General features: G+C 60.6%; 12 protein-coding genes. 6 read left to right on the plus strand and 6 right to left on the minus strand.

Going from position 1 to position 12,244, the window contains the following annotated elements; genetic code table 11:
• Nucleotides 1-82 precede the first annotated feature (82 nt).
• From KL786_RS11245 to KL786_RS11255, 3 genes are all read left to right on the plus strand, one after another.
• Complete coding sequence (locus KL786_RS11245) at nt 83-1,258, plus strand: tetratricopeptide repeat protein (protein ID WP_215517666.1); 1,176 nt, start codon at nt 83-85, stop codon at nt 1,256-1,258.
• A gap of 211 nt (nt 1,259-1,469) precedes the next feature.
• Nucleotides 1,470-3,407: a RecQ family ATP-dependent DNA helicase gene (locus KL786_RS11250; RefSeq protein ID WP_215517667.1), complete on the plus strand. Its 1,938-nt coding sequence runs from the start codon at nt 1,470-1,472 to the stop codon at nt 3,405-3,407.
• A 23-nt stretch (nt 3,408-3,430) separates the two neighbouring features.
• Complete coding sequence (locus KL786_RS11255) at nt 3,431-3,862, plus strand: acyl-CoA thioesterase (RefSeq protein ID WP_065944485.1); 432 nt, start codon at nt 3,431-3,433, stop codon at nt 3,860-3,862.
• Nucleotides 3,863-3,945: 83 nt separating this feature from the next.
• Here KL786_RS11255 and KL786_RS11260 read toward each other — a convergent pair whose 3' ends face one another.
• The 4 genes from KL786_RS11260 to KL786_RS11275 all read right to left on the minus strand — a co-directional run bounded on the left by KL786_RS11260 (nt 3,946) and on the right by KL786_RS11275 (nt 8,802).
• The gene (locus KL786_RS11260) at nt 3,946-4,431 is read right to left on the minus strand and encodes a glycine zipper domain-containing protein (RefSeq protein WP_032856590.1); all 486 of its coding nucleotides are present in this window, start codon (nt 4,429-4,431) and stop codon (nt 3,946-3,948) included.
• 201 nt (nt 4,432-4,632) lie between these two features.
• Nucleotides 4,633-6,981 carry an FdhF/YdeP family oxidoreductase gene (locus tag KL786_RS11265; RefSeq protein ID WP_215517668.1) on the minus strand — a complete coding sequence of 783 codons (2,349 nt, stop codon included), beginning with the start codon at nt 6,979-6,981 and terminating at the stop codon, nt 4,633-4,635.
• Nucleotides 6,978-7,817, minus strand: a complete 840-nt coding sequence (fdhD, locus tag KL786_RS11270) for a formate dehydrogenase accessory sulfurtransferase FdhD (RefSeq protein ID WP_215517669.1) — start codon at nt 7,815-7,817, stop codon at nt 6,978-6,980. The genes KL786_RS11265 and fdhD overlap by 4 nt, the downstream gene beginning before the upstream one ends.
• Before the next feature lie 115 nt (nt 7,818-7,932).
• Entirely contained in the window at nt 7,933-8,802 is an 870-nt protein-coding gene (locus tag KL786_RS11275; RefSeq protein WP_032856593.1) for a LysR family transcriptional regulator, read from the minus strand.
• 135 nt (nt 8,803-8,937) lie between these two features.
• Here KL786_RS11275 and lysM point away from each other — a divergent pair, with 135 nt between their 5' ends.
• Nucleotides 8,938-9,378 (plus strand): peptidoglycan-binding protein LysM, encoded by a 441-nt coding sequence (gene lysM / locus KL786_RS11280; RefSeq protein ID WP_215517670.1) that lies wholly within the window; start codon nt 8,938-8,940, stop codon nt 9,376-9,378.
• A gap of 97 nt (nt 9,379-9,475) precedes the next feature.
• Here lysM and yrfG read toward each other — a convergent pair whose 3' ends face one another.
• Nucleotides 9,476-10,144: a GMP/IMP nucleotidase gene (gene yrfG, locus KL786_RS11285; RefSeq protein WP_032856595.1), complete on the minus strand. Its 669-nt coding sequence runs from the start codon at nt 10,142-10,144 to the stop codon at nt 9,476-9,478.
• Nucleotides 10,145-10,235: 91 nt separating this feature from the next.
• Between yrfG and nudE the strand changes: the two genes are divergently transcribed.
• Together nudE and cysQ are read left to right on the plus strand one after the other, a co-directional pair.
• Nucleotides 10,236-10,802 carry an ADP compounds hydrolase NudE gene (nudE, locus tag KL786_RS11290; RefSeq protein ID WP_032856596.1) on the plus strand — a complete coding sequence of 189 codons (567 nt, stop codon included), beginning with the start codon at nt 10,236-10,238 and terminating at the stop codon, nt 10,800-10,802.
• On the plus strand, nt 10,799-11,635 hold the full coding sequence (gene cysQ / locus KL786_RS11295) for a 3'(2'),5'-bisphosphate nucleotidase CysQ (protein ID WP_215517671.1): 837 nt from the start codon (nt 10,799-10,801) through the stop codon (nt 11,633-11,635). The genes nudE and cysQ overlap by 4 nt, the downstream gene beginning before the upstream one ends.
• Nucleotides 11,636-11,762: 127 nt before the next feature.
• On the opposite strand, the gene KL786_RS11300 is transcribed toward cysQ, so the two are convergent.
• Entirely contained in the window at nt 11,763-12,218 is a 456-nt protein-coding gene (locus KL786_RS11300) for a thioesterase domain-containing protein (protein WP_215517672.1), read from the minus strand.
• Nucleotides 12,219-12,244 lie beyond the last annotated feature (26 nt).

Here is a 12,244-nt window from a genome sequence, read left to right on the forward strand (position 1 = left end):
CGGCAAACAGCCTGAATTCAGCGTATGTTTCACCGCAAAATCTTGTAGGGCGATTCCGCCCACTACTTAAAGGGAGTTAAGCATGGGTTTGCTTCGTGTCGCCTCGGCGATGTCTTTGTGTGCGCTGGCGTTTGCCGTCCAGGCCGAGCAGTTGCCAATTGAAGTGCTCAGTGCGGTGGTCAAGGACCAGAAAATCGCCGACGCCGAAGTCTTGTTGCAACGCAACGGCGCACAGAACGTGGTGGGGCGCACCAATGCCCAGGGCCAGGTCACCCTCACCAGTGAAGCGGCCGATGGCGCTGACAACCTGCTGATCATCAAGAAGCCCGGCTACTCCAACCTGGTGGTCAAGTGCCCGTGCAAAGGCATGACCTACGCCATCAGCCCAGTGATGGAAAACCTCGACGGCCTGCGTGTGGTGTTGACCTGGGGGCAAGCGCCTTCTGACCTCGACTCCCACATGATCTTCCCTGGCAATAACATCTACTTCAACAACAAGACCGGCACCGACGCCGAGCTGGATGTGGATGACACCGACAGCTACGGCCCCGAAACCATCACCCTGCAGAAAAAACATTACGGCGAAAGCTATGTCTACGCCGTGCATGACTTCTCCAACCGCACCAACACCGGTTCCACGGCACTCTCCGAGAGCCAGGCCAAAGTGTTTGTGTACATGGGGCAGTCCCTGGTGCGCACGTACTACGTGCCGACCAACCGCACCGGCAACTTGTGGACGGTGTTCCGCATGACGGGCAGTGGCGACTTCCAGGACATCAATACCTTCACCGGCGTGCTGGTCGAAGCCAAGGATGTACTCAACGAAGTCAAACCCCTGCTCAACGATAGCGTTGCCGTGGATGCCGTGGTGGTCAGTTCCGCAGTCCAGGGTGATGCGAAAAAGCTGAACCTCAAAGGCGAAGCGGCCTACCAGGCTGGTAACCTGGACCAGGCGATCGACTACTTCCGCCAAGCCATCGAGCTGGACAATTCCTTCGGCAAAGCCTACGGCAACCTCGGCCTGGCCTATCAGAAAGCCGGCAACACTGCCGAGTCGATCTGGGCCAACCGCAAGGCAATTGCCCTGGCCAGTGGCCCGACAGCCGCCACCGTGCGTGCCGGCTCCTACTACAACATCGCGCGGATCTACGAAGCGGCCGGGCAGTTTGCCGATGCGCTGCGTCACTACCAGTTGGCCAAAGAGCAGAAGGCCAACCCTGTGTATGACAAAGCCATTGAGCGTGTACAGAATCGCTGATTGAGCTGTAGTGAAGATCTAAAAGTGTGGGAGCGGGCTTGCCCGCTCCCACATTTGTTTTGGGGTGTTTTATAGATTGCCGTTTGCTACCGGCTTCGCCCCCACAGCCTGTGTATCATCCTGTCTCTCTTTTACTCGCGACCTTTCTCGATTCGCTGAAAATACCGGGCTATTTTTTAAGCCTGTTCAGCGGTCAATGGAGTGACAGCTTATGCACGACACCCTCCAGCAGGTCTTTGGTTACCCACAGTTTCGCCCGGGCCAGGAAGCGGCTGTCAGCGCCGTGTTGGCCGGTCGTTCGGCGGCGGCGATCTTTCCCACCGGTTCCGGTAAATCCCTCTGTTATCAGCTCTCAGCCGTATTGCTGCCGCACCTGACGTTGGTGGTGTCGCCGCTGTTGGCGTTGATGCAGGACCAGTTGGGCTTTTTACAGCGTCATGGTATTTCGGCCGGCAGCATCGATTCGGCGCAAAGTCGCGATGAAGCCAATGACGTCATGGCTCGTGCCCGCTCCGGCGAGCTGAAAATCCTGATGATTTCCGTGGAGCGCCTGAAGAACGAGCGCTTTCGCAACTTTTTGCACAGTGTTTCGATTTCGTTGCTGGTGGTGGATGAAGCGCACTGCATCTCCGAGTGGGGCCACAACTTCCGCCCGGACTACCTGAAGCTCCCCGACTACCAGCGCCAGTTCAAGATTCCCCAGGCACTGTTGTTGACGGCCACCGCGACACCCAAGGTGATTGCCGACATGCAGGTCAAGTTTGCTATCGCCCCCGCTGACGTGATCACCACCGGCTTCTACCGGCCCAACCTCAATCTGTGGGTGGAGCCGGTCACGGGCATGGACAAGCGCCGGCGCCTGGTGGAGTGGATGGGCGCGCGGCCCAACCAGCCGAGCATCGTCTATGTCACCTTGCAGAAAACCGCCGAGCAGATCGCCGAACATCTGAATCGCCATGGCATCCAGGCCGAGGCCTATCACGCAGGTTTGCCTCACGATAAACGCGAGGGTATCCAGCGCCGGTTCATGGGCGGCCAGTCCAATTGCATCGTCGCCACCATCGCGTTTGGCATGGGCATCGACAAGAGTGACATCCGCAACGTCGTGCATTTCGACCTGCCAAAATCCATCGAAAACTACAGCCAGGAAATCGGGCGTGCCGGTCGTGATGGCCAGCCTTCCGAGTGCCTGGTGCTGGCCAATCGTGACAGCCTCAATGTGCTGGAGAACTTCGTGTACGGCGATACGCCGGAGCAGGCAGGCATCCGGCTTGTGCTGGAGGACTTGCTGGCGGCCCGTGACGAAGGGCAATGGGAGTTCCTGCTGCGAGCGCTGGCGGACCTGAGCAATATCCGCGAGCTACCGCTCAAGACCTTGCTGGTGCAGTTGGAGCTCAAGGGGGTGATCGCACCACGCTACGCGTTTTACGCTGAGTATCGTTTCAAGTACCTGGTGGAGCCGGAGGTATTGCTGGCGCGTTTTTCCGGTGAGCGGCAGCAGTTCGTCGCCGCGATCATCCAGGTGTGCAAGCGGGCCAGGAGTTGGGCCACCGTAGATTTCGACGCGCTGTATCAGCAGCACCAGGCCGAGCGTGGCCGGGTGGTCAAGGCGCTGGACTATTTCCAGGAGCTGGGGCTGATCGAACTGGAGAGCAAGCAGATGACCGAGGTCTACAGCCTGCTCGACACCGGGTTTGATCCCCTGGCCTTGAGCGCCGAGTTATACACAAGCTTCAAGCAGCATGAGGCCACAGAAGTGGCGCGGATTCATGGGATGCTGGCACTGTTCGCCAGCGAGCGTTGCCTGGGTTTTCGGTTGGCAGAGTATTTTGGTGATGCAGATGCGCCCCGGCAGTGCGGGCATTGCTCGGTTTGTCATGGACAAATCGCCCACTTGCCATCTCCCCCTGGCCTGGCGCCGCTTGTGGATAAACACTTTCAGGGATTGTGCGGCGATTTTATCCACAGGCATCATCAGCACACCGGCAGTTTGCCGGGTGCTGAGCGCCTGACGCGGTTCTTGTGTGGGATCAGCGTGCCGTTGTTTACCAAGCTCAAGGCCCGGGGGATTCCGGGCTTTGCTGCGCTGGAAGAGTATCCGTATGCCGAGGTGCGGAAATGGGCCGAGGCGCACTTGAGCAACGTGTAAATCAACTTCAACGAGACTTGTCCATGCCAGACTCAACGCCACAGCGTGCCGACTACCGTCACTTCCAGCCGATCATTACGCGCTGGCACGACAATGACGTGTACGGCCATGTGAATAACGTCACCTATTACAGCTTCTTCGACACGGCAGTGAACACCTACCTGATCGAGCAGGGCGGGTTGGATATCCATGACGGCAAGGTGGTGGGGTTTGTGGTGAGTTCGGCGTGCGACTATTTCGCCTCGATTGCCTTTCCCGACCGCCTCGACATTGGCCTGCGGGTGGGCAAGTTGGGCAACAGTTCAGTGCAGTATGAATTGGCTGTGTTCAAGGCCGGTGAAGACGAAGCCTGTGCGGCGGGGAGGTTTGTTCATGTGTTTGTGGACCGGGCGACAAACCAGCCGGTGGCGATTGCGGGGGTGTTGCGCGAGGCGTTGCAGCGGTTGGTGATCTGACCCCGAACGCGTAAACGCCACCGAAGCAAATGTGGGAGCGAGCAAGCCCGCTCCCACAAGGGTTCTGCGGTGTTCTTTAGGTTTTACCGGTGACGGTAGTGATGCTTGTTCTTGCGATGGCCATAGGCATGACCGCGACCTGGGTGGTCGTCACGGTAGTAACGACGGTCATCACGCCCGCGATCGCGATAGCGACGGTCGTCGTCATCGCTCTTGTTGCCCATGTAGTTGCCCAGCGCGCCGCCGGCACCACCGCCTGCTGCCGCGCCGATCAGGCTGCCGGTGCTGCCGCCGACACTGCGTCCGACCACGTTGCCGCCCGCTGCGCCCAGTGCACCACCGATGGCGGCCTCACCACGGCTGCGTTTGTCAGCACCTACTGCGCTGCCGCCGGCGCCGCCCAGGGCTGCACCAATGGCCGAACCGGTATTGCCGCCAAGCTGTTGGCCGACGACTGAACCTAGAACCCCGCCCAATGCGCCGCCTACACCGGCTTCGGTGGTGCCACCGGCCATGGCTGCGCCACTGACCAGGCCAAGGGACAACAAGAGAATCGAGGAGAACTTCATAGGGGAACCTCAAGAGGATGACGGCGCGATCCTGAGGTTGTGAGAATTTTCTGGCAATCGAATTCCGACCAGTGGTGCGGGTTGTATACAATTAGCTAAGTTACTGTTTTAGCAGGGGAACTTAAGTCGTTTTTGCCGGTCTTTAACTACTTCGCAATGGCCGCTTTTATGCAAAAGCGGCCTTTTTTGTGCCAGGAACGATCAGGCGGTTTTGGCCATGATCAAACCATTCTCACTGGCCGCTTCCAGGCGAATCGCCACGAACTTGGAAGTAGGCGTATGGCTACCATCCCCAGTGCTTTCCAACGGCACCAGCGGGTTGACCTCCGGGTAGTAGGCCGCCGCCTGCCCCGCCGGAATATCGAATGCCAGCAAGGTAAAACCCTTGACCCGGCGTTCGCGTCCATCATCCCAGATCGACACGATATCGGCCTTCTGCCCTGGCTTGAAGCCCAGGCGGATGATGTCGGCTTCGTTGACGAACAGCACATCACGCTGGCCCTTGACCCCACGATAGCGGTCATCCAGGCCATAGATGGTGGTGTTGTACTGATCGTGGGAACGCATGGATTGCATGATCAGGTCGGGCAATTGGCCAGTGGCGCGGGTGCGTTCATGCACCAAGTCCTTGGGCAGGATATTGGCGCGGAAATTGGCACGCCCTGACGGCGTGTTCCAGCGGCGTGCGCCGGCGCTGTTGCCCAGGTAGAAACCGCCTGGATGCTGCACGCGCTCGTTGAAGTCCTTGAAGCCGGGAATGGTATCGGCGATCAAGTCGCGGATGCGGCGGTAGTCGGCCACCAGCCAGTTCCAGTCCACGGGTTTGCTGCCCAGCGTAGCGGCGGCGATACCCGCCAGAATCGCCGGTTCCGACTTCATCAGCTTCGACAGCGGCTGCAGCTGGCCATTGGAGCCGTGCACCATGCTGAACGAGTCTTCCACGGTCACCGCCTGCGGGCCGTCGGCTTGAATATCAATGTCGGTGCGGCCCAGGCACGGCAGGATCAAGGCTTGTTTGCCGTGGGCCAGGTGGCTGCGGTTGAGCTTGGTGCTGATCTGCACCGTCAGGTCGCAGTTGCTCAGGGCCTGGAAGGTGCGTGGGCTGTCAGGCGTGGCTTGGGCGAAGTTGCCGCCCAGGCCGATAAACACTTTGGCACGGCCTTCAAGCATGGCGTGGATCGCTTCGACCACGTTATGCCCATTGTCACGGGGTACCTTGAATTGGAAACGGCGTTCCAGGGCATCGAGGAAGGCCACGGGCGGCCGTTCGTTGATTCCCATGGTGCGGTCGCCCTGCACGTTACTGTGGCCGCGTACCGGGCACAGGCCGGCACCAGGGCGGCCGATGTTGCCGCGCAGCAGCATCAGGTTGGCGATTTCCTGGATGGTCGGCACCGAGTGCCGATGCTGGGTGATGCCCATCGCCCAGCACATGATCACGTTCTTGCCTTTGGCATACATCCGCGCGGCTTGTTCGATCTCGACCAGTGGCAGGCCGGACTGTTCGACGATCTCTTCCCAAGAGGTGTCGTCGATCTTCGCCAGGTAATCCAGCACATTGACCGTGTGTTCATTGAGGAAGTCGTGGTCGAACACCGCGTCCTTGCCTTCGGCCTGGGCCTGGCGCTCCCACAGCAGCAGGAACTTGGCCATGCCGCGCAGGATGGCCATGTCGCCACCCAGTGCCGGACGGAAATACGCAGTGTTGGTTGGCTTGTCGCCGTTGGTGAGCATTTCCAGCGGATGTTGCGGGTTTTGGAAGCGTTCCAGGCCACGCTCCTTGAGCGGGTTGATACACACCACCTGGGCGCCGCGCTTCACTGCTTCGCGCAGCGGTTCAAGCATGCGTGGGTGGTTGGTGCCGGGGTTCTGCCCCCAGACAAAAATCGCGTCGGCGTGCTCGAAATCGTCAAACGTCACCGTGCCTTTACCCACGCCCACGCTTTGCGCCAGGGCCACACCGCTGGCTTCGTGGCACATGTTCGAGCAGTCGGGAAAGTTGTTGGTGCCGTAGGCCCGCACGAACAGTTGATACAGGTAGGCCGCTTCATTGCTGGCGCGGCCCGAGGTGTAGAACTCGGCCATGTCCGGGCTTGGCAGGGCTTGCAAGTGCTGGCCGATCAGGTCGAAGGCCGCTTCCCAACTGATGGGCTTGTAGCGGTCGGTCTCGGCGTCATAGCTCATCGGCTCGGTCAGGCGGCCCTGGTATTCCAGCCAGTAGTCGCTTTGCTCCAGCAGCGCGCTGACGCTGTGTTTGGCGAAGAACGCGGCATCGACCCGGCGCTTGGTGGCTTCCCAGTTGACCGCCTTGGCGCCGTTCTCGCAGAACTTGACCATGCCGCTTTCCGGCGAGTCGCCCCAGGCGCAACCTGGACAGTCGAAGCCGCCGTTCTGGTTGGTCTTGAGCATCATGCGCAGGTTTTTCAGCGCGTTATCGCTGGTCAGCCACGCCTGCGCCACGCTGATCAGCGCGCCCCAGCCGCCAGCCGGGCCTTTATAGGGCTTGTAGCGCGGGGTTGGGGTTTGGTCGGCTTGGTGATGATTGCTCATGGCTGGTACTCCATCGCAGGGCTGTAGACCCGCGGCGCGCTTTTTTGCGGCAGGTGGATAAGGTTGAGGTTGTGCCGACGCGCCCATTGCAGGGCCAGGCCGGTGGGCGACGACAGGCTGACGAGGGTCTGGATGCCTGCGCGCAGGACTTTCTGGATCAATTCGAGGCTGCAACGGCTGGTGACAATTGCCACGCCGCCTGCTGTCGGGATGCGCTGGCGGACCAGGGCGCCGATCAGTTTGTCGAGGGCGTTATGCCGGCCGATGTCTTCGCGGCCCAGCAGCAGTTCGCCCTGGTCATTCATGAATACCGCCGCGTGCACCGCGCCGCTGTACTGGCCCAATGGCTGAAAGGCGCTGATGCGCTGGCGCAAGCCCTCCAGCCACGCGGCAGGCGGCAATGGCGCGCCAGGCAACACCTTGAGGTCCGGTAGCGCCTGCTCTACTGCTTCCACGCCACACAGGCCGCAGCCGCTGGTGCCGGCCAGTTGCCGGCGCTGTTGCTTGAGGTTCCAGAAGGCGCGGCTGGAGATCTGTACCTGGGCGTACTGGGCCGAGCCTGCACCGCTCAGTTGCAGGTCGTAGATATCGCTGATGTCACTGATGATGCCGCTGCCCAGGCTGAAACCGACAATAAAGTCTTCAAGGTCGGTCGGGGTCACCAGCATCACGGCCTGGCTGATGTCGTTATAGGCAATCGCCAACGCGACTTCCTCGGCCAGTGCAGTACTGGCCGATTCCGTGTGTTCGAGGTTGCAGTACTGATAACTCTGGCTGGCGGTGGGCGCGGGCGTTGTCAGGGCGGGCGCCGCGCAGGCTGGGCGCTGGGCGTTCATGAAGTCTAGTCACCGGCGAAGTGTTCAGGGTGAAGACTAGGCGCGACAAAGGGTCGCGTCTAATCGTCAGTACTGATCTACCGATAGATGACGTCGATCAAGATTCCAGCAGCGATTACTGATACAGCGCGAAACACGCCTCGGCCAGTGCCGAACGCGGCGCGCTGCGGCGCATGATCAGCCCCAGTTTGGCCAGGGTTTGCGCGTTTTCGATGGGTTGCAGCCGCAGGTGTTCGGTCAGGGCGTCGAGGCCGCCGTCCAGGGGCATCACCGCACAACACAGGCCGCCGTGCACGGCCTGCAGCAACTGATGGACGGCATCGGTTTGCAGCAACGGTTGTGGCGTCAGGCCCCGGCTGTGGAAGTTATGGTCGATGGACTGGCGAAAGTGCATGCCGCTGGTGAGCATGCCCAGAGGCAGCTCGATCAGCGCCTCCCAGCTCAGGGGCCTTTCGCCAAAACTGAAGAACCGTTGGTCGTACAGCAAACCCATGCGGGTTTCGTCCAGGGCCAGGGAGTCAAAGCGCTCGGCGTCCAGGCGCTCAAGGTAGGACACGCCCAGGTCCAGGCGATTGCTCGCCAGTTGCTCAAGGATCTGTTCAGAACTCAACGCCGACAACTCAAAGCGCAGGCTGGGGTGTTGCTTGTGCAGCTGTTGCATCAAGGCCAGTGGGTCAAAGCTCGACAGCGGCACCACGCCCAGGCGCAATGTCCCCACCAGGTTGCCCCGGCAGGCTGCCGCCTCGGCCTGCAGGCCGTCATAGGCCGCCAGCACTGTACGGGCCCACGCCAGCACTCGTTCGCCGGGGGCGGTAAAGCCCTCAAAGCGCTGGCCGCGATTGACCAGCGGCAGTTCCAGCTCTTCTTCCAGGCTGCGCAGGCGCATCGACAGTGTCGGCTGGGTAATGTGGCAGCGCGCGGCTGCCTGGCCGAAGTGACGGGTTTCGTCGAGGGCGATGAGGAATTTCAGTTGTTTGATGTCCATCTTCGCTCCGGGGCTCTTAATTCCAATGGCGCGGGGATTCTAGCGCGTTTGCGTCATTGGTCGGACTGGAACCAAGGTCTGTAAGACTGGTCTAGTCTTTGGCATCTGGAAACCCAATCCCAAGGAGAGCGCACTATGAGTCTTTTTAGCTTTATCAAAGAAGCCGGCGAGAAAATCGTTGATCTGTTGACGCCGGGTAATGCGAACGCGAGTGAGCAGTTGAAGAATCACGTTGCCAAGGTCGGTCTGGGTAACCCGAATGTGCAGACCACGGTGGACGGCGACAAGGTGACGGTCACCGGTACAGTCGCCAGCCAGGAAGAGAAAGAGAAGATTCTGTTGGCGCTGGGCAATATTGCCGGCGTGGCTACCGTGGATGACCAAATCACTGTGTCGGGCCCTGCTGTTACTGCTGCCCGCTTTGTCGTGGTGAAAAAGGGCGACACCCTGAGCGCGATCTCCCTCTCGGTCTACGGCAATGCCAACCTGTACAACAAAATCTTCGAGGCCAACAAGCCGCTGCTGTCGCACCCGGACAAAATCTACCCAGGGCAGACACTGCGTATTCCTGAGTAAGCTTGTCCCCTTGTAGGAGCGAGCTTGCTCGCGAAGGTCGTTAACGATGACGCGGGCATCCGCGCTGTCTAGACGTTTTTCGCGAGCAAGCTCGCTTCTACAACGGTAATCCTGAAATCAATTCCCGGTAATCCCCCACAGCAGCAAACTCCGCCGTGTCCTTTGGCCCCTTGCGGCTGTCCGGCTGTTTGACCGCCAGCAAATGCCCTACGCCAAAATCCCGCGCACTGCGCAGAATCGGCAACGTATCGTCGATAAACAGGCTGCGCGCCGGGTCAAAATCGATATCTGCTTGCAATGCGTCCCAGAACTGCGGGTTTTCCTTGGCAAAACCATAGTCATGGGAGCTGATCAGTCGCTCGAAATACGGCGCCAACTCAATGCGTTCCAGCTTCAACGACAGCGAATCGCGGTGGGCATTGGTGATCAGGATCACGCGTTTGCCGGCCTGTTTGATGGCTGCCAGGAAAGTATCGGCATCCGGTCGCAGGGCGATCAGGTGGGCGGTTTCCAGTTTGAGTTCGCGCACCGGGATCTTCAATTCGGCGCTCCAGAAGTCCAGGCAATACCATTGCAACTGTCCGGCGTTACGCTCGAATAGCGGCTGCAATTCCATCTCGGCCATGGCCTGGCTCACCCCGTGCAGTTCGGCATAGCGCCGGGGCAGGTGCTCCATCCAGAAGTGGTTGTCGAAATGCAGGTCGAGCAAAGTGCCGTCCATGTCCAGCAGGACGGTATCGATATCGGACCAGGGCAATGGAGGCATGGTGGGTTCTCAAGCAGGTAAGTAAATATATCCGACACAGACAATCGGAAAAGCCACGGTATAGTAACCCGATCACGCCAAGGAGCCCTTTATGCGCCAGAAACCCACCGTCCTCGCCCGCGAAATTGTCGCCAGTAGCCGTTTGTTCCGCGTGGAGCAAGTGCAGTTGCGCTTCTCCAATGGCGTTGAGCGGACCTACGAGCGCCTGGTGGGCCGTGGCGCAGGGTATGGCGCGGTGATGATCGTGGCGATGATCGACGCTGACCACGCGCTGCTGGTGGAAGAATACTGCGGCGGCACCGATGAATATGAGCTGTCCTTGCCCAAGGGCCTGATCGAACCGGGCGAAGACGTGCTGGCGGCGGCCGACCGTGAGCTCAAGGAAGAGGCGGGCTACGGCGCACGGCAGTTGGAGCACTTGACCGAACTGTCCCTTTCCCCCGGCTACATGAGCCAGAAAATCCAGGTGGTGCTGGCCACCGATCTGTACGAAGAACGCCTGGAAGGTGACGAACCCGAGCCGATGCGCGTGGACCGGGTCAACCTGCGCGAGCTTGCGCAACTGGCGCAGAACGCGCAGTTCAGCGAAGGCCGTGCCCTGGCCGCGTTGTACCTGGTGCGAGACCTGCTGACCCAGCGCGGAGCGTATCAGCCATGAGCGAATTGTTCCTCGGCCACCCGTACATTGCTCCGGTGATTGAACTGGCCCGCCAGGCCGGCGAGGTCATCCTGCCGTACTGGCGCGCCGATGTGGCCGTGACGGCCAAGGCAGATGATTCGCCGGTCACGGCTGCCGACCTGGCCGCCCATCACCTGATTCTTGCCGGCCTCACCGCGCTGGACCCGAGCATCCCGGTGCTGTCGGAAGAAGACGCCGATATCGACCAGAGCGTGCGCGCTGGCTGGCAGCGCTGGTGGCTGGTGGACCCGCTGGATGGCACCAAGGAATTTATCAGCGGCAGTGAAGAGTTTACCGTCAACATTGCCTTGATCGAACACGGGCGGGTGGTGTTTGGCGTGGTGTCGATGCCCACTAGCGGCCGCTGTTACTTCGGTGGTGCCGGCCTTGGGGCGTGGCGCTCCGACGTGAATGCTGCGCCCCGGCAGATCCAGGTGCGGCAGAAGCCCGCCGTAGGCGAGGCGTTCACCGTGGTTGCCAGCCGTCGCCATACCAGCCCTGAGCAGGAGCGCTTGCTCGACGGTTTGAGTGAAGGGTTGGGGGTCTTGAAACTGGCCAATATCGGCAGCTCCCTGAAATTTTGCCTGTTGGCCGAAGGCAGCGCCGATTGCTATCCACGCCTGGCGCCGACTTCGCAGTGGGACACCGCCGCCGCTCAAGGCGTGCTGGAGGGCGCGGGCGGCGAAGTGCTGGAGTTGAATGGCCAGCCGTTCAGCTACCCGGCGCGGGCGTCGCTGTTGAACCCGTTCTTCCTGGCCTTGCCAGCCAAGGCTGCGTGGCGCGAGCGCTTGCTGGCCCTGGCCCGTTCTTGAAGGCAATGCACAACAAAATGTGGGAGCGGGCTTGCTCGCGAATGCGCCGTATCAGTCAACATATCCATCACTGACCCACCGCATTCGCGAGCAAGCCCGCTCCCACTTTTAATCTGCGCCGTAGGGTTTAGCGGTGCAGGACGTACTGCCCGCTAAACGCCACCGCCGGCTCTTCACTGCCCTCATTCACAATCCACGTCTGCAACGCCAGCCGCGCCCGGCCATGGCGTTTGTAGGTCGCCAAAAAGCGCTTCCACACCTTGTCTTCCGGGGCCTGGCAAATCGCCGTGGCGTCCTGGGTGACAGGCAGCGGGTAGCTGATCTGCCCTTCCTGGATCACGATGTGCCCGTCTTCGATCCCTTCCTCGCGCAATTGCAGGTGCAGCCAGCCCCAACCCGCCAGCACGGCGCCGCAGTACAGGCTGCCGCCGAACATGGTGCTCTTGTGGTTGATATTGGCTTGCAAGGGTAAGTGCAGGCGCAGTTGCCGACCCTGCCAGTCGAGCACCTTGAGACCCATCTCCCGGGTCAGGGGGATGTCATGGTGCAGAATCGATTCCAGGTAACGGCTATCGCGGCTCATGGCGGTCTCTTGGCGGGTGGGAAAGG

It is taken from the genome of Pseudomonas sp. TAE6080, assembly GCF_018732265.1.
Classification (GTDB): domain Bacteria; phylum Pseudomonadota; class Gammaproteobacteria; order Pseudomonadales; family Pseudomonadaceae; genus Aquipseudomonas; species Aquipseudomonas brenneri.